This is a genomic window from Nocardia vaccinii NBRC 15922 (assembly GCF_001613305.1).
Lineage (GTDB): Bacteria > Actinomycetota > Actinomycetes > Mycobacteriales > Mycobacteriaceae > Nocardia > Nocardia vaccinii.
The window spans coordinates 1-18152 of record NZ_BDCC01000073.1 but is presented as its reverse complement, the minus strand read 5'-3'; the positions used below and the strand labels follow the sequence as shown (position 1 = coordinate 18152).

At 67.4% G+C, this 18152-nt stretch carries 13 protein-coding genes and 1 pseudogene; 9 read left to right on the top strand and 5 right to left on the bottom strand.

Going from position 1 to position 18152, the window contains the following annotated elements; translation table 11 throughout:
- Nucleotides 1–159: 159 nt before the first annotated feature.
- A complete protein-coding gene (locus NV1_RS36630) occupies nucleotides 160–1305 on the top strand; it encodes an alpha/beta hydrolase (protein ID WP_084526390.1) in 1146 nt (381 codons plus the stop codon).
- Nucleotides 1306–1391: 86 nt separating this feature from the next.
- Here the strand turns inward: NV1_RS36630 and NV1_RS36625 are convergent, their stop codons facing one another.
- On the bottom strand, nucleotides 1392–2648 hold the full coding sequence (locus NV1_RS36625; RefSeq protein ID WP_067902460.1) for an MFS transporter: 1257 nt from the start codon (nucleotides 2646–2648) through the stop codon (nucleotides 1392–1394).
- A gap of 80 nt (nucleotides 2649–2728) precedes the next feature.
- Here NV1_RS36625 and NV1_RS36620 point away from each other — a divergent pair, with 80 nt between their 5' ends.
- The 6 genes and pseudogenes from NV1_RS36620 (at nucleotide 2729) to NV1_RS36605 (ending at nucleotide 8596) form a co-directional block, all read left to right on the top strand.
- Entirely contained in the window at nucleotides 2729–3640 is a 912-nt protein-coding gene (locus NV1_RS36620; protein WP_157117613.1) for a LysR family transcriptional regulator, read from the top strand.
- Nucleotides 3641–3924: 284 nt separating this feature from the next.
- A complete protein-coding gene (locus NV1_RS36615; protein ID WP_067902577.1) occupies nucleotides 3925–5907 on the top strand; it encodes a CocE/NonD family hydrolase in 1983 nt (660 codons plus the stop codon).
- 229 nt (nucleotides 5908–6136) lie between these two features.
- Nucleotides 6137–6282, top strand: a pseudogene (locus NV1_RS46155) (ATP-binding cassette domain-containing protein); the annotation flags it as partial.
- On the top strand, nucleotides 6265–6435 hold the full coding sequence (locus NV1_RS46150; protein WP_245714118.1) for a hypothetical protein: 171 nt from the start codon (nucleotides 6265–6267) through the stop codon (nucleotides 6433–6435). The pseudogene NV1_RS46155 and the gene NV1_RS46150, both read left to right, overlap by 18 nt.
- A gap of 9 nt (nucleotides 6436–6444) precedes the next feature.
- The gene (locus NV1_RS46145) at nucleotides 6445–6609 is read left to right on the top strand and encodes a hypothetical protein (protein ID WP_245714111.1); all 165 of its coding nucleotides are present in this window, start codon (nucleotides 6445–6447) and stop codon (nucleotides 6607–6609) included.
- 244 nt (nucleotides 6610–6853) lie between these two features.
- Entirely contained in the window at nucleotides 6854–8596 is a 1743-nt protein-coding gene (locus NV1_RS36605; protein WP_067902574.1) for a hypothetical protein, read from the top strand.
- Between the two features lie 75 nt (nucleotides 8597–8671).
- Here the strand turns inward: NV1_RS36605 and NV1_RS36600 are convergent, their stop codons facing one another.
- Nucleotides 8672–10120, bottom strand: coding sequence for an aldehyde dehydrogenase family protein (locus NV1_RS36600; RefSeq protein ID WP_067902452.1), 1449 nt, complete (start codon nucleotides 10118–10120; stop codon nucleotides 8672–8674).
- Nucleotides 10121–10400: 280 nt separating this feature from the next.
- On the opposite strand from NV1_RS36600, the gene NV1_RS36595 reads away from it, so the two are divergent.
- Complete coding sequence (locus NV1_RS36595) at nucleotides 10401–11441, top strand: (4Fe-4S)-binding protein (RefSeq protein ID WP_245714110.1); 1041 nt, start codon at nucleotides 10401–10403, stop codon at nucleotides 11439–11441.
- Nucleotides 11442–11656: 215 nt separating this feature from the next.
- Here the strand turns inward: NV1_RS36595 and dhaL are convergent, their stop codons facing one another.
- From dhaL to NV1_RS36580, 3 genes are read right to left on the bottom strand one after another with little or no spacing between them, the layout of a single operon-like run.
- Nucleotides 11657–12268 carry a dihydroxyacetone kinase subunit DhaL gene (gene dhaL, locus NV1_RS36590; protein ID WP_067902447.1) on the bottom strand — a complete coding sequence of 204 codons (612 nt, stop codon included), beginning with the start codon at nucleotides 12266–12268 and terminating at the stop codon, nucleotides 11657–11659.
- A complete protein-coding gene (locus tag NV1_RS36585; protein WP_067902445.1) occupies nucleotides 12265–13287 on the bottom strand; it encodes a dihydroxyacetone kinase subunit DhaK in 1023 nt (340 codons plus the stop codon). The genes dhaL and NV1_RS36585 overlap by 4 nt, the downstream gene beginning before the upstream one ends.
- A 10-nt stretch (nucleotides 13288–13297) precedes the next feature.
- Nucleotides 13298–15508: an MMPL family transporter gene (locus tag NV1_RS36580; protein ID WP_067902442.1), complete on the bottom strand. Its 2211-nt coding sequence runs from the start codon at nucleotides 15506–15508 to the stop codon at nucleotides 13298–13300.
- Between the two features lie 468 nt (nucleotides 15509–15976).
- On the opposite strand from NV1_RS36580, the gene NV1_RS36575 reads away from it, so the two are divergent.
- Nucleotides 15977–18152 (top strand): beta strand repeat-containing protein (locus NV1_RS36575; RefSeq protein ID WP_245714109.1); only part of this gene is annotated, 2176 nt, incomplete at its 3' end.

Here is an 18152-nt window from a genome sequence, read left to right as displayed (position 1 = left end):
TTCGATGCGCGAGTTCATCGGGGCGCATCGGATTCGGGTGGACGAGGATCGAGAAGTCCGAGCGCCGGTCGAGGACGGTATTATGCGGGCCGCTGTCCGCATGCGACGATCATCGGCTGGGCCGGGCAGCCCGAGTGCATCGATGCGAGGCTTGTGGTGTTGAGTTTGACCGGTGACGCGCTGTTCTACACGGTCGTCGTCACGGCGGTGGTGGCGGTGGGGGTCACCCTGGTGGGATGGAACCGATTGCGCGGGCCCCGCGCGGTGCGGTCGCTGACCCGACTGTCGATGATCGTGTGTTGTCAGGCTGCCGCGGTGATTTCGGTCGCGGTCTGGGTCAACGACGCCAACGGCCTGTACACCTCGTGGAACGACCTGCTGGGCCGGACTCAGGTGCCGACGGTGACCGCCGCCGATGCCACCGCGGAAGCGCCGGTGGTCTTCCGGAATCTCGACAACCGGGTTGTCGAAACCGACTACGAGGGTCCCGAATCCGGGCTCACCGGTGAGGTATTGGTCTGGACGCCACCGCAATACGATCAGACCGCCTACCGCGACCACCGGTTTCCGGTGATCATGCTGCTGCACGGCGTGCCGGGCAGCCCGCTGGCGTGGGTGCGGGGCGGCCGCGCTCCGGAACTGATCGGAGCGCTGATGCGCGACGGGACGCTGCCGCCCGCGATACTGGTCATGCCGCGAATCAATCCGGGCAGCAACACCGACTGCATCAACGTTCCCGGCGGCGCCCAGACCGCGACCTGGCTGGCGCATGACGTCCCGCGAATGATGCACCGCCACTTCCGGGTTCGCGCCGACTCGAAGGGCTGGGCCCTGGCCGGCGACTCCACGGGTGGTTATTGCGCGGCCAAGCTGCCGTTGCAGTATCCGAAGGTGTTCGCGACCGGACTCGCACTGAGCCCCGACGACTTCCACGGCGATCCCGCCGTCATCGACGATCCGGCGCTGCGTGCGGCCAACGATCCGACGCAGCTGGCCGCCCGCGGCGCACCCGTCTCCATCATGGTGGCCACCAGTACGAACGACCCGTCCAGCAGTCCGGCCAACGCTCGCGACCTGTTCCAGGCCGCCCGGACACCCACCCGCGTCGCCGCCCCGCTCATCCTCCGCGACGGCGGCCACAACTGGGGAACTTGGCAGGCCATGTATCCCACGGTCTTCGGCTGGCTCGGCAACCATCTGCGGCCGTCCAGCGACGAGCCGCTGATGAAACAGGCGACAACCGTCGCCCACGAGAACGCGACCTACCTCTGTCCGCCGGGCCCGCAATGTCCGGGCACTCGGTGACCGATCGTAAAGGCATCCGCGTCGGGCCGCCGAGTTCGGTCGTTACGGACGGGGTGTCCGGCGCGACGATCGCCGGCGGTTCGCGGTCACTGTGACCGTTGCCCCACATCGGAGTTCGTGAGTCGCCGAGGTTGTGCCTGGGGAAGTTTGCGGAGGGTGAACGCCAGGATAAGCACGCCGAGCACGAGCGCGCCGACATAGACGGTGACGCCCGGCCAACCGCACGAACCGTACGCCAGGCCGCCGAGAGACCCGCCGACACTCGAGCCGAGGTAGTAGCAGAACAGGTAGACCGCGGGGCCCTGGACGTTCAGGGTCGCGGCGCGCGGACCGACCCAGCCGCTGGCCACCGAGTGGGCGGCGAAGAAACCGGCCGTGGTGACGACCAGTCCGATCACGACGAACACGATGTTCGACGGCAGCATCAGGGCGATACCGGCGAGGGTGATCAGCGCGGTGACCGGCAGCATGCGCGGTCGTCCCAGAACGTCGACCAGGCGTCCAGCGACGGTGGATGAGACCGAACCGGCCAGATACACCACGAAGATCAATCCGACGATGACCGGCGCCAGCGCGAACGGCGGGCGCAGCAGCCGGAATCCGAGGTAGTTGTACACCGTGACGAAGCAGCCCATCAGCAGGAAGCCGCAGGCGAACAGGCGGACCAGACCGGAATCGGTGAAGGAGCGGCCCACCCCGCCGGCCAGATGCCGCACGCGCGGCGGACTCGGGACGAAATTCGCCGAAGGCACGATATTCATCCGGAACACCACCGCGCACAGCAGTGCGAGGACTCCGACCACCGCCAGCGCCCAGCGCCAATTCGACAGGTCCAGAACGAAACTCGCGATCAGACGGCCCGCCATCCCGCCGATGCCGTTGCCCGCGATGTACAGGCCCATCGCGAAACCCAGTGAGCGGCGGTCGATCTCCTCGGCCAGATAGGACATCGCGGTGGCCTGTAGTCCGGCCAGGGCCAGGCCCTGCAGCGCGCGCAGGACCAGCAGCACCGCGAACGTCGGGCTGAACGCCTGGGCGATCCCCAGCACCGCGGCGGCGAACAGGGAGGCGGTCATCATGAAGGTCCGCCCGATCACTCCCGACAGTGCCGTCAGCGGGATCACGCCGACCGCGAGCCCCGCGGTCCCCAGCGAGACGGCCAGGCTCGACTCGGCCGGTGTCAGCCCGAATCGGGCACTCAGCGCGGGCAGCAGCGCCTGTACGCAATAGAGCGTCGTGAAAGTCGCCAGTCCGGACGCGAACAGCGCCAGGGTGATGCGGCGGAAACCGGGCGTGCCGTGCAGGTGGCGAAGCGCGGTGGGCTGGGCAGGCGTACTTCTCACGTGTACTGACCGTAAGCAGTGACATATTATTCGTCCAATACGCAGAAATCCCTTAAACCATCCATTGGTGGATTATTTCGATGGACGACGCACTGACCACGAACCTGATATCCCTGGCACCGCGCCTGGCGCTGCTGGAGGCCCTGGTCGATGAGAGCAACCTCACTCGCGCGGCCGCGCTCGTCGGCGTCCCGCAACCGACCGCGAGCCGCTGGCTCGCCGAACTGGCCGAGAATCTCGGGACTCCCGTGGTGAGCCGCATCGGCCGGGGCATCCGGCTGACCCACGCGGGCCGGCAACTGTCCGAATCCGCCCGGCGGGCGGCGGGTGAGCTGCGGCTGGGCCTGCGGGCTGCGCTCGCGGAGGCGGATCCGGAGCGGGGACATGTCTCGCTGGCCTTCCTGCACACCATGGGAGGCGTGCGCGTCCCGGAACTGCTGGCCGGATTCCGCACCGCCCATCCCGACGTCCGGTTCACCCTGGTCCAGGGGGCGAGCGAGGACCTGTTGCAGCGGTTGAGTATGGGCGAGGCGGATCTGGTCCTCACCGCGCCCCTGCCGGTCGAGGATCCCGGCTTCGAGACCTCGGCAATCGCGAAACAGCCACTGGTGGCCGTGGTTCCGACCGGACATGCACTGGCCGCCCGCGGGCGGGTCGGGCTCGCCGAACTCGCCGAATCGGAATTCGTCTCGCTCAAACCGGGTTTCGGCCTGCGCCGGATCATCGACGATCTGTTCGTGCAGGCGGGCTGTACGCCGCGGGTCTCGTTCGAGGGGGAGGAGGCCGATACCTTGCGCGGTATGGTGGCCGCCCATCTCGGTGTCGCGATCCTCCCGGAGTCCGAACCGCTGCCCAACCCGGGCACGGTCGAGATCCCCTTGCGTCCAGCGGCTTTCCGGGAGATCGGTCTGGTCTGGTCCGCGGATCGTCCGTTATCACCGGCGGTGCGGATGTTCCGCGACTACGCTGAGGCTTCGGCCGAGCGTGGCTGAGTCGGTCGGGTGGGACCGGCGCATTCTAGGGGGCTGCGGGGCGGTGGCCGTTGTGAGTGACGCCAAGGTTTCCGACGCACGGCAAGGAATGGACTCAATTGTCGCGCTGGAGGTATGTGGCTCGGGGACCTGACGTTAGGTTCGAGCAAATCTCAGGTTGATCGCTCCCCGCTGCCTGGACAGCGTGCCGGGGAGGGGACGAGGAGACAATGGTGTCGCGGTGGGCAATTCGCTCGACCTCCGGTCGCAGGGTGGCAGGTCGGGTCGGTGTGCTGGCGTGTGTGATGCTGCTGGTCGCGGGTGGGGCCTGGGGTTTGCGGGCCGCATCCGCGTCGCCGGTTTCCACGGGATCGGCCGCGTGGACGGCCACGGCAAGCGGGCCGCAGCGCTACGCCGGCGTACACATCGACTGGGATGTGCCGATCCGGATGAGCGATGGAGTGGTGTTGAAAGCCAACATCTATCGCCCCATGGACGCGGCCGGTCATATCGTGTCCGATCCGTTGCCGACCGTGGTGAACATGACGCCGTACACCAAACTCGTGACCAATCTGGTCGATTCGGCGATGGCGGTGCCGAAGTTGCAGCCGCTGGCGGTCGAACTGGCCCGATCGATCAACCTGACCGGCACGCCGATCAGCGGCTTCGGCGATCTGGTGCACGCGATCAACGGCGGCGCGATCACGGTTTTCAGCGTCGACCGGAACCTGATCCGCAGCGGTTACACGGTAGTCGTCGCCGATGTGCGCGGAACCGGCTTCTCCCAGGGGGATTGGAACACACTGTGTGCGCGTGAGCAATTGGACACCCGCGAGGTGATCGACTGGGCCGCCCGCCGGCCCTGGTCGAACGGCAGGATCGGCATGAGCGGCATGTCGTATTCCGGGATCAACCAGTTGCAGGCGGCCGAGAACGCGCCCGCGTCGCTGAAGGCGATCTTCCCGGTCGAACCGGGTAGCGATCTGGTCCGCGACGTGGTCGCCCCGGGCGGCGGCCTGGGCACCACGTTCATGCCGCTGTGGCTGTCGCTGGTCAACGTGGTCAAACTCGTGCCGGACCTGCGGTCCATGGTGACCGGAACCTTCGACTGGAAGTGGCTGGCCGACCGGGTGGCCGATCCGCTGACCATGTTCGACGCCCTGCTGGCTGCGCTCACCGTGCCGTCGATCGATGCCGTGCCGCCGACGTTGGCGACCCTGCTGCGCTCCGATTCCCCGTTCCGCCAAGGGGTTCTGGGGCATCCGGAGCGAATCACGGTGCCGACGTTCGTCTACGACGGGTGGCACGACATCTTCGCCAACAGCGCGGCGAACATCTACAACGCCGTCACGTTGCCCGCGGGCGACAAGCAGTTCCTGATGGGCGACACCTATCACATGAATCCCGGCTCGGGCACCGGGATGCCCGGCGGGCCACCGTCATTGGACGTGCTGCAGCGTGCGTGGTTCGACCACTGGCTCAAAGGCGTCGACAACGGCATCACCTCGTTCGGTCCGGTAACGATGCGCCGGCAGGGCGGCGGCTGGGTGACCAGCAGGCAGTTCCCGGAACCGGGCATGGAATATCGGCGGGTCTACCTGTCGGCGGCGGCCAGCGGCACCGCGCCGCGCAGCGTGCACGACGGCTCGTTGGCCCCGGCCGCCCCTGGCCCCGCCCGCCTGACCGTGACGCCCGGCATGACCAACGTGTGCTCGCGTGACGCCGCGCAGGGCTTCATGGGCATCACCGCGGTACTCGACCTGTGCGCCAAGGACAATCGCGTCGCGGAGATGAACGGTCTGACGTTCACCAGCCGACCAGTGGCCGCGGCGACGGTGATCTCCGGACCGATCAGCATTCATCTGAACACCGTGCAGGACACCACCGACGGATACTGGGACGTCACCGTCGACGACGTCGCCCCGGACGGTACCTCCACCGTCCTGACCACCGGCCAGCTGACCGCGTCCCTGCGCGCGACCGACGATGCCAAGAGCCTGCGCTCACCCAACGGCGACTACACCCAGCCCTACAACCTGCTCACCCTCGACAGCCTGCGCCCCACCGTGCCAGGGCAGCCGACTCCGCTGGACATCGCCGTCATCCCCACCGACGCGGTACTACAGCCCGGCCACCGCCTGCGCATCGATGTCTTCGCCGGAAACTTCCCCAAATCCCTTGCCCTGCGCCCCCTGCTGAACGCCAGCGAGCTCGCCCCCCAACACCTCGACCTGGACCCGGCGGCCCCCAGCTTCGTCAACCTCCCCACGAATACGCCTATCCCGTAACACACCCGTATTACCCGCTCGCGCCGGATATTTCGGGTCCGAGCCGGCCGCCCTCACATCCCCGCCCCGGAACTCGGTGAACGCGGTGGCCGGGCAGTGACACGTCGCACCGCGGTGCCACACCCCGCCCGGAATTCCTGCCGTGGTACCACCGACCGCGGCCGCGGCGCTCCTACCTCGGGATATGGAGGCGAGCCGGATCGTCCGGACCGCGTGGACACAGGGCGCGATGATCGAGGCATATCGGCTCACGAAGAGATCCGGCGCGAGGACGGCGGTGGACGGGCTGGACTTCACCGTCCGTCCCGGGGTGGTGACCGGATTCCTCGGGCCAACGGTGCCGGGAAATCCACCACCATGCGGATGATCGTCGGCGGACCGCTCGCCGACACCACTGTGGCCGATCTGGTCCGCCAGGCCGGTGGCGATACCGTCACCGTCGCCGGCGCGGACCCGGCGCGGTTGCGGGAAGCGCTGGCCGCACCGGGAGTGCGGGTCACCGGACGAACCGGCTCGGAGACCCGGTAGGTGAGTGGATTGTTTACGCGCGCAATCGGATCCAAGGCTACCGAACACGGCATCGCACTGTACGAGCTGACCGCGCGGACCGTCTCGCTGGAGCAGGCGGTCATGGACCTGTCCCGGGATTCCGTCGAATACCACGGCAACACCGATATCGAGACCCTCGGGAGGGCGGCATGACCAGGACCGTCACCCGGGCGCCGCGGTTGGACAGCAGCCGAGCGGTGAGAGTCTTCATGTGGCGCATCGAGATTGGCGGCGGTGCCTGACCGTCGAGCGCGGTTTGTGGCGGATCACAGTGGCGGGGAGCCTCGTCCGGGGATCCGACAGCAGCGCGGGACTCCGGACCGCTACCGGGGCCGTCGATCGTACGCTGGCCGCGGCGGGCGAAGCCCGTGACGATCGCGATGAGGAGTGTGGCGCGATGCGACGAGGCATCACCGGGCCGGTGTCCAGGCGTCTGGTCGTTGCGGCGAGTGTGATCGCGGCCGCGCTACCGGTCGTTCCCGGTGCCGGGGCCGAGCCGCCGGGCGCGGATCGGGCGGAGACGCCGGTGCACATCACGTCACCGATCACCTCCGTGGACGAATCGGTTGTGCGCGTGCGCATTCCGTTGCCGGAATCGATCGGCCCGCATCCCGCCGCGTGTGATTGGTTGTCCTATCTGCGATATCGGGATGCGGACGGACCGTCCGCCTCGGCCGCCGCGGATCGGATTCTCATCGCCCAGCCGGGAATCCTGGAGGGTGCCGGGGCATTCGACAGCGTCGCCCGCAACACCGTGGCCGCCGCCGCCCGAGGCGGCCGGCACATCGAATTCTGGGCGCTGGACCGGCGCTCCAACTGTCTCGACGATCACAGCGGTGTGCGCGCGGGCCTGGCCGCACACAACTACGACGTCGCGGTCGACTACTACTATCACCATCGGCCGGTCGACGGGCACACCTTCGCGGGTTTCCTCGGTAACGACCAGGTGGGCTGGCTGGCGAACGTCGGAATCGCGCAGACGGTCGCCGACGAGTACGACCTGCTGGTCCGCGAACTGCCCGATCCCGCGCTGCGGGAACGGAAGGTGTTGTGCGGCGGGCATTCCCTGGGTGGGGTGGTGACGGCGTTCTTCGCCGACGCGGATTTCGGCGGCACTCCCGGCTACCGGCAGTGCGCGGGCTATTTCGCACTCGACACCGCGATCTCACCGTCACTGTCCGCGCTGTCGGGGCTGCCGTCGCCGTCGGCGATCCTGCCCAGCGGCGGCCTGGACTACGAGGCGACGCAGGCCGCGCTGCGTTCGGGCGCCGCGCCGCGCACACTGAATTTGCCGGTGCTGATCGGCCCCGAGACCATGACCCTGCTGGGCATCGTCGGCCTGGCCGCCGACGTGGACCCCGAGGGGCAGAGTCACCTCGCCACGGCATTGCCGCTGACCCCGAATCTGGACACTACGTTGCGATTCCTGTTCTCCCGGGACGCGACCGCGTTCGCCACGGGATCGCCCTCGGTCCGGCAATTCCGGCTCACCAACGCCGCGGTGTTGGGCGCGCTCCTGGGCAATGCCTCCCAACCGCTGGCCTTCTTGCAGACCAGTCCCGGTTTCTTCGACGGAGGACCGATGCGCGACAAGGACTTTCCACTACCCCAGGATCTCGCGCACAATCCGGCGCTCACCCCGCTGACCAGCGCGGCGCTCGGCCCGGACCCCCTGGGCATCCCGGATCGGCCGTACGTTCCGCTGTATACCTGGCGCAATTACGACCGGATCGGTGCGCCCGGCGCGCCGGTCTACCGCAGCCGAGCCGGAAAGCCCTACGCCACACCGGAAACCGAGGTGACCGATATCGGCGAATTGGCGCGCAGCCTGGCCGAGCAGCCGTTGCCGTTCACCGAGGACTACTTCCCGACCAAGCTGGCGACCGATATCTTCCAGGTCGACGATCCGCAGATATCGCGGCTGCTCGTCCATCCCGAAGGCGTCACGGCGAATCCGGCGATCAATCTCCTCGGCGGTTCAGGATTGGTGATCTCCAACGGCGCACCGCATTCGGGCCGCCTGGTCGTCGCGCCCGGCTATCACCATCTGGATGTGCTTACCGCTTCGGCCGAGCAGAACAACCATCGCCCCGAGCCGATCTCCACGGCGCTGGCCGACTTCGCCGTCGAGCCGAAGTAGATCCACCCGTATTCCGGGCGCGGACGTGAGAGGTGTTCGGGGATCGCCGTCGCGCGGCGGTCCCCGAACAGGTCATCAGTGTCCGATGTAGACCGATTTGAGGTTGAAGTAGGCCTCGATCCCCTTGCGTCCCCGCTCGCCGCCCCAACCCGACTGCTTGTGTCCGGAGATCGGCATCGAGGGGTCCGAAGCGAGGGCGGAATTCACCCAGATCTGGCCCGCGCGAAGCTCGTTGACGACGCGGTGGGCGCGACCGAGGTTCTCGGTCCAGATCGAACCGGCGAGCCCGTAGTGCGTATCGTTCGCGGCGGCGATCACCTCGTCCTCGTCGTCGAACGGGATCACCGAACCGACCGGCCCGAAGATCTCCTCGCGGATCAGGCGCATATCGGGCGTGGTGCCGGTGATGATGGTCGCCTGGTAGAAGTAGCCGCGGCGATCGAGCGGCTGCCCGCCGGTCACCACCTGCGCGCCCGCGGCGACGCCGTCGTCCACGATGCCCTTCACGCGCTGGCGCTGTTTCTCGCTGATCAGCGGTCCCAGAACGGAATTGGGGTCGTCGCTGCCGCCCATCGGCAGCATCTGGGCGAAGGCGGCCAGGCCCTCCACCACCCGGTCGTAGATGCCGCGCTGCACGTAGATGCGCGAGGTGCACGAGCAGTTCTGTCCGGAACCGGCGAGCAGGCCCATACCCGCGCCCATGATCGCCTTGTCCAGATTGGCGTCGTCGAACATGATCAGCGGTGACTTGCCGCCGAGTTCGAGCGTGAGGCGCTTGAGATTACCGGCGGCCGCGTGCACGATCAGCCGCCCGACCTCGGTCGAGCCGGTGAACGAGATCTTGTCGACGTCCGGGTGCGCGGTGAGCGCCGCACCCGTGGTCTCGCCGTAGCCGGTGACGACGTTCAGCACACCGTCGGGCAGCCCCGCCTCGCGGAAGATCTCCTCCAGCTTCAGTGCGGTCAGCGGCGTCTCCTCGGCGGGCTTGAGTACGGCGCTGCATCCGGCCGCCAGGGCCGGGGCGACCTTCAGCATCGCGACGAAGAACGGCCCGTTCCAGGGGATTATGAGCCCGACGACGCCGACCGGCTCGTACTGGGTGAACGTGTGGTAGGTCTCGAATTCGCCCAGCAGGCCGTCGGATACGAGATTCGCCGACTCGCCGTGGATCTTGCCGACCCAACCGGCGTAGTACACCAGCATCTCGAGCGACACCTTGATGATGTGGCTCGCGGCCGTGGCGTTCATGCCGTTGTCCCGGGCCTCGAGCTCGGAAAGTTCGTCGATGCGGTCCCGGATGATGTTCGCGGCCCGGAAGAGCACGTCGGCGCGATGCGCGGCGGGCAGCTTGCGCCACACACCCGAATCGAACGTCTCGCGGGCCCGGGCCACCGCCTCGTCGACGGCCTTCTGGTCGGAATCGGGGACCTCCGCGATCAACTCCTCGGTGGAAGGGTCGTAGACCGGGATGATCCCGGAGTTCGGGCTTTCGACCGCAGGATCGACCTCGATGGCGTTACTCACTGTCCCTTGTCCTTTCGCCGAGCCGCTTCGACGCGTGCCAGCGGCTCTCCGTGGATGCGATTGCGACGAGAATATCACTCTCGTCAATGGGTAATCGCAATTGCAATAAACAAGAGTGGCGATCCGACCCACTCGCGAGCGATGAGTTTCCGCGCGCCGCGGCGTCTATCTCGTTGAGGCCGTGACGGTCTCGGGGAAACAGGCGAGGAGGACCCTGATGGTGATGGATTCCGAACCCACGAGACCGCGGCGGTTGGCGGAGCATCCGACCGTCAGGCGGATGGCCGAGCGGGAGAGGGCGCGGCCCGCTGCCGTGCTGAGTGCCGCGCGGCTGCGTGAGATCTGCCGGGAGGCCGGTGCGGACGATGCCGGATTCGTTGCCGTGGATGATCCGCGGGTGGCTCCGGAACTGGAGCATGCGCGTGGGATTCTGCCCACCGCAAAGACTTTCGTGTCGTTCTGCGTGCGGATGAACCGCGACAACCTGCGCACCCCGATGCGCAGCCTGGCCAATGCCGAGTTCAATCACGCCGACGACGAGACCAACGAGGTGTCCCGCCGGATCACCCGAGCGCTACAGGATGCGGGATACCGCGCGGTGTATCCCGCGCCGGGGTATCCGATGGAGGTCGACCAGTTCCCGGGACGTATCTGGGTCATCGCGCACAAGGTGGTGGCCGAGGCCGCCGGACTGGGCGTCATGGGCATTCACCGCAACGTGATTCACCCGAAGTTCGGCAACTTCATCCTGCTCGGCACCGTGGTCACCGATGCGGTGGTCGACGAGCCGAGCGCGGCGTTGGAATTCAATCCGTGTCTAGAGTGCAAACTGTGCGTATCCGCCTGCCCGGTGGGCGCGATCGCCGAGGAGGGCGGCTTCGACTTCCAGGCGTGCTATACCCACAACTACCGGGAGTTCATGGGCGGCTTCACCGATTGGGCCGAGACCATCGCCGACAGCGCCGACCGCGACGAGTATCGAGAGCGGGTGACCACGGGCGAATCGTTCTCGATGTGGCAGAGCCTGTCGTTCAAGCCCAATTACAAGGCCGGCTACTGTATGGCGGTGTGCCCGGCGGGCGAGGACGTCATCGGAGCCTTCCTGGACAATCGACGAGAACATCTCGATGAGGTCGTGCGCCCTCTGCAGAACAAGGCGGAACCGGTCTACGTACTGTCCGGTTCGGCGGCGGAAGAGCATGTCACGCGGCGGTTTCCGCACAAGACCGCGAAACCGGTCACCAATGGTTTCCCGGACGAGGTCAACGCCCTGCTGGACCAGATCGGCCCCCGCCCGCGCCCGCGCGACCCGTCGGCGTGATCGGCGATTCGGGGCGTGCGCTGGGCGACTGATCGTGTGGGCCGTCCCCGAACCGAACTGTCGCCCCCTGCTCGATTGCGGCCCGCCCGGTACCCGGCGCGATCATCGTAACCAGCCCGCGGATGATCAGCGCCGGACCGCGCGCAGCCCACCGGTGCGTCGAATCCCACTACACCACAGGCGAACTGGTGTCGAATGCCGAAGCGGTGGCGAGCTCAGTCGACCTCGGACGCGCCGAACAGCAGGCCGATGGTGACCGCGCCGGGGTCGGGGACGCCGACGGCGTGGTCGCCGACGTAGCTGGCCCTGCCTCGCCGGGCGCGGATACCCCTGGTGCTGCGCGCGCCGCCGACCGCTGCCGTCGCAGCGGCCTCGAATGCCCTGTCCAATCCGGTGTCCGGCGCCAGGGATGCGAGGGCGTCGACGGCGGGGGAGAGCGCGTCCACCAGGGTCTTGTCCCCGACCTGAGCCTCGCCGACGCGCTGGATCGCGGCCAGCCCCTCGCTCGCGCCCTCGGCCAGGGCCGCGGAAGTCAGGGTGTCGCCGACGGCCCCGCTCAGGGCCTGGAACAGCAGACCGAACAGTGGGCCGCTGGTGCCGCCGACCCGGTCCAGGAATACGGTCGCGGTCGTGCTCAGAACCTCGCTCGCGGGGGCGTTTTCGGACAGGCCGGCGAGTTCGGTGCGAACCAGCGCGACCGCGCCGGAGATATTGTTGCCGAAGTCGCCGTCGCCGGCGGCTTGGTCGTAGGCGGTCAGCTGGGGTTCGGCGGCGGTGACCCGGTCGGCGAAGCCGAGGATCCAATCGCGGGCGGTGGCTGCGGTCATCGTACGTCCTCGCCGGGTCGCGGGTTCGTGGTCCAGGCGGCGGTGTGGGCCGGTGCGTCCCACAGCCGGGTCAGCTCGTGATCGGTGCGGGTCAACGACAACGAGAAGCCTCCCATATCCAACGCGGTTACCAGGGATCCGACCAGTTGGCGCTCGAGTACGACGCCATCTCGCGCCAGAACCGTTGCGAGACGGTCGAATACGCCGTACAGCTCCAACGGCGTGGTCGCGCCGAGACCGTTCACCAGGGCGATCACGGTGGACCCCGACGCCAGGTTCAGCGCGGACACCAGTGCGCCGGTCATCTCGGTGACCAGTGCGTCGATCTCGGCGTCCGGATATACTCGCTCCGAACGTTCGCCATGAATTCCGACGCCGTATTCGACTGCGCCGCTTGGTAGTTCGAATGCCGGTCGGCCGGTGCCGGGCGCGGTCTGCGCGGCCGAGGCGATCGCGATACTGCGGCTCGCATCGACGATCCGCTTGCCCAGTGTGGCCAGTTCGTCGAGCGAGCGTCCCTCGTCGGCGGCGGCGCCGAGCAGCTTCTCCACGATCACCGTCGCGCCGGTCCCGCGGCGCCCCACCGCGATATCCTCGGAGTCGGTGGCCACGTCGTCGTCCACCAGCACGCGTTCGCACGGGATGCCATCGTGCTGTAGACGTTCGGCGGCGATGCCGAAGTTGATCCGGTCCCCGGTGTAGTTCTTCACGATGTGCAGCACCCCATCGGATTTCGCGACGGCGCGAGACGCCTCGTAGATCTGCCGATTATGCGGTGAGGCGAAAATCCTTCCCGGACATGCGGCGTCGAGCATGCCGCGGCCGACGAATCCGGCGTGCATCGGCTCGTGTCCCGAACCGCCGCCGGAGACCAGGCCGACCACTCTGTCCGGCGCGGGGTCGACGGCGCTCAGATACCCCGGGTCCGCGGTATGCGAGACCAGGCCGGCATGCGCGCGGGCGAAACCGGCCAGCGCGCGGTCGACCAGATCGTCGGGGGAATGGGCGAAAAAGCTCATGGTTCCGAGGTTACGGTGCGACCGCGTCCGGCTTCTCGGAACGCTCGGACGCGGCGGCCAGTCGCTGCTCGAGCCGCTCGCCCTCGATATCCGGATCCGGGACGTATTTCGCGAACCATTGTGGGTGATACCAGAATTGGCGATGCGCGATCGCCATCACCGCGGGGACGAGGGTCAGGCGGACCACGAAGGCGTCCAGCAGCACACCCACCGCGAAGCCGAAACCGATCGCCTTGATGGTCGGATCCTTGTTGATCACGAACGCCACGAAGATCGAGAACATGATCAACGCGGCGGCGGTGACGACGCGCGCGGAGTAGCCGGTGCCGCGCTCGACGGCCAGGCGCGCGTCGCCGTTCTTGGTGAAATCCTCCTTGATCCGGGAGACGACGAAAACCTCGTAGTCGCTGGACAATCCGAAGATGATGCCGAGCATCACGATCGGCAGGAAGCTGATGACCTCGCTGGGCGCGATACCGAAAATGCGCTGGCCCCAACCCCATTGGAACAACGCCACCTCGGCCCCGAACGCCGCGCCCACCGAGAGCAGGAAGCCGATGATCGATTTGATCGGCACCCAGATGGTGCGGAAGGCGAAGGTGAGCAGGATGAACGCCAGCCCGACCACCACGGCCAGGAACAGCGGCAGCGCCGCGGACAACTTGGCCGAGACGTCGATATTGGATGCGGTCGGCCCGCCCACCAGAATCCTGGTGCCGGTGGACCCCTCGATCGCGGTGCGCTGGTCTCGAATCGAGTGCACCAGATCGGCGGTCCTCGGATCGTTCGGGCCGGAGTTCGGAATGACCTGGATCGTGTGCAGGACGCCGCCGGCGGGTCCGGGAATGACGGCCGCGACATCGGGCAGCTTGCTCAGAGCCCGCGCGATCGGAGTGAGCTGGGCGGGATCGGTGACCTTGTCGACGACGACCAGCAGCGGCCCGTTGTATCCCGGTCCGAAATTCTCCGCGACGATGTCGTAGGCCCGGCGCTGCGTGTCCGAGGTCGGTTTGGACGATCCGCTGGGCAGGCCGAGATTCATCTGCGTCGCCGGCGCCGCGATCACGGCGAGCAGTGCGATGCCGAGCACGAGAACGGGAAACCGCCACCGCACAACGAATCTCGCCCAGACCGCGCCCGCGGTGCGTTCGGGCCGTTCGACGGCCTGGCGGGCGATCGCCTCGGGGTGCCCCGGACGCAGTGGGGACTGCAGGAATTTCGCCACCGTCCACCCCGCGAAGCCCAGCAGCGCGGGCAGCAGGGTGAGCGAGATCAGCAGGGCGACCAGGACCGCGGCCGCCGCCGCCAGCCCCATCACCGTGAGGAACGGAATGCCCGCCACCGCGAGCCCGCACAGCGCGACGATGACCGTGATCCCGGCGAACACCACCGAACTGCCCGCGGTGCCCACCGCCAGCGGAACAGAATCCTCGACGCTCATATCCGTCATCAGGTTGTTGCGGTGGCGCGAGAGGATGAACAGCGCGTAGTCGATGCCGCACGACAGCCCCAGCATGATCGCCACGGTGGTCGACGCCGAGGCGATGGTGATGACCGATGCCAGCGCGGTGACGCCCATCAACGTGACCACGATCCCGACGATCGCGTTGAGGATCGGCAGGCCCGCGGCCACGAAGGCGCCGAAGGTCACCAGCAGGATCACGAACGCGATGATCATGCCGACGATTTCGGGCACCTCGGATACCGAGATGAGCCATCCGGGATAGGCGCTGCCGGAATACTCCACCTGCACACCGGAGTCCTGTGCGGGTTCGACCGCGGCGCGCACGGCACCGAAGGTCGAGTCCGGCACGTCCGCGGGGGCCTGCGCGTACTGCACCGTCGCGATGGCCGCCTGTCCGCTCGGTGAGATCATCCTGGTCTGGAAGGGGTCGCCGACCGCGACGACGCCCGGAATCGCCCTCAGTTTCGTGACCATCATGCCGATCGAGGCCACGTTTTCGGCGTCGGTGATCTTCGCGTTGCCGTGCGTGGCCAGTACCAGCTGTGTCTGCCCACCGGCCGCCGCGGGCATCTCCCGGGTCAGAAGTGTTGCCACACGATCGGATTCGGTGCCCGGAATCGTGAAGTTGTCGTTGGTCTTCCCGCCGCTCACCGTGCCGAGGACGATCGCGGCCACCGCGAGCAGCAACCACACAGCGAGCACCAGTCTGCGATGGTGCAGGCACCATTTCGCCGAGCGATACAAATAGCTGGACATCCGGCGGCCTTTCCTGTGGCATCGAGCTGTCGAACCAGTGGCCTACTTCGCTCCGAAACGGGCGCGCGCCCGGAGATCGCCCGCCGTGCCACGCAGCTCGCAAACTTGTAGCATACCGACACATCGCGGCGGCTCGCGCAGGTGCGCGGGGATGCCGTAATTCCTCCGCCACCGCGTGTTCGGACAATGGGTGCGGTCGCCGGTCGGCCTCCGCGTTCGGCTGCACCGCGTCCGAGCCGGACGCGTCACAGGGGCGTCGAACATGCTGCGGCACAGCCATCTTGGGAAACGGACTGAAACGAACTGGCTATACCTTGCGACAACGCCTCGCGCAGAGGACTACTGGAGAGACACGCGCCGAGTCGGCACCGTGATTCTTTACCGGTAGCAAGGTTGGAGGCGGCCCCGATGCCCACGATCACTGCGGTTTCGCCGATATCAGGCCCGACGTCCGGGGGGAACAGCGTAGTGATCACCGGCAGCGGATTCAGCGGTGTCGGTCCGCTGAACGTCCGGTTCGGTGCGACGGCGACCACGTTCACCATCGATTCCGATACCCGGATCACCGCGATCGCCCCTGGCGGGACCGGGACAGTGCAGGTCACGGTCGCCGCCCTGCTGGACGGTACGAGCAATGCGCTGCCCTACACCTACGGGGTCGCCGGTCCGGCCCTGACCACGATCAGTCCCGCCCAGGGGCCGGGTGGGACCACGGTCACCCTCAGCGGATCAGGACTGTCCGGGGCGACCGCGGTGCGGTTCGGTGCCACGCCGGCGACATCGTTCACCGTTGTCTCCGACAGCCAGGTCACCGCGGTGGCGCCCGCTGGTTCCGGCACCGTCGACGTCACGGTCACCACACCGAGCGGCACGAGTAATGCGGTGTCCTACACCTACACCACCACGCCGGCTCCCACGTTGATCTCGCTCTCGCCGAATTCGGGTCCTGGTGCGGGAGGGAATACGGTTACCTTGACCGGGACGAACTTGACGGGTACTACGTCGGTGCGTTTCGGTGCTACCGCGGCCACGTCGATCACGGTTATCTCCGATACCGCTGTCACGGTTGTCGCTCCCGCTGGTTCCGGCACAGTTCTGGTCACCGCTACGACTCCGTATGGCGCCAGCAACGGCGTGATCTACACCTACACGCCGACGCCGGTTCCCAGCTTGGTTTCGGTGTCTCCTAACTCCGGCCCGTCGGCGGGAGGCAATACGGTCACGTTGACCGGAACGGGATTCAGCGGGGCGACCGTGGTGCGGTTCGGTGCTGCCGCGGCGTCGTTCACGGTGGTGTCCGATACCCAGATCACCGCGGTGGCGCCGGCTGGTACCGGCACCGTCGATGTCACGGTCACCACACCCAGCGGCACGAGTAATGGTCTCGGCTACACGTATGTGCCTGTGCCGACACTCGTTTCGGTGGTTCCGAACCAAGGTCCGGTGATCGGTGGCAATACCGTTACGCTGACCGGCACGCATCTGACCGGCGCCACGGTAGTCGACTTCGACGGAACTCCGGCGGTGTCGTTCACTGTCGTGTCCGATACCCAGATCACGGTCGTCGCGCCCGCGGGGACGGGCACGGTCGGTATCACAGTCACCACATCTGGTGGCACCAGCAATGGCGTCACCTACACATACATACCTGCCCCAACCCTCGCGACCATCGCACCGGATTCCGGCCCGGCGGCGGGCGGAAATACCGTCACATTGACCGGCACCGGCTTCACCGGGGCCACCGCGGTGACTTTCCGAACCACCCGGGCGACCTCCTTCACGGTCGTGTCCGACACTCAGATCACCGCCGTCGTCCCCGCCGGCTCTCCGGTGACGGTCGTGGTCACCGTCACCACTCCCGGCGGCACCAGCAACGCGGTGCTCTACACCTTTGTCGCCGCGCCTGTTCTGGACGCTGTCACGCCGAATCAGGGGCCCGAAACCGGTGCCAACACGGTCACTTTGACCGGCACCGATTTCACCGGTACCACCGCCGTGCACTTCGGCGCGTCGCCGGCGACGTCGTTCACCGTGGTGTCCGATACCGAGATCACCGCGGTCGTGCCCGCGGGGACGGGCTCGGTCAACACGACCGTCACGACCGTTGGCGGCACCAGCAACCCGGTCACCTACACCTTCGTCCCAACGCCCGCTGTGGGGACTGTCAGCCCGAACCAGGGGCCCGAAACCGGTGGCAACACCGTCATCCTCACCGGTACGGGATTCACGGGTACGACCGCGGTCTTTTTCGGTCCGAATGCGGCGGTGTCGTTCACGGTGGTGTCCGATACCGAGATCATCGCGGTCGCTCCCGCCGGAGCCGGGGCGGTGGGCATTACCGTCGTCACCGCGGGCGGCGCCAGCGTTCCGGTGCCCTACACCTATGCCCTCCCGCCGACATTGACTTCGATCGTGCCCAGCGAGGGGCCCGAAACCGGTGGTAACACAGTCACTTTGACCGGCACCGGATTCACCGGTGCCACCGCCGTGCAGTTCGGTGTAACCCTGGCTCCGTCGTTCGTGGTGGTGTCCGATACCGAGATTACTGCGGTCGTGCCTGCGCGTACGGGTACTGCTGCGGTTACCGTGACTTCGGTTGGTGGGACCAGTAATCCGGTGTTCTACACTTTTGTCGTCGCGCCTG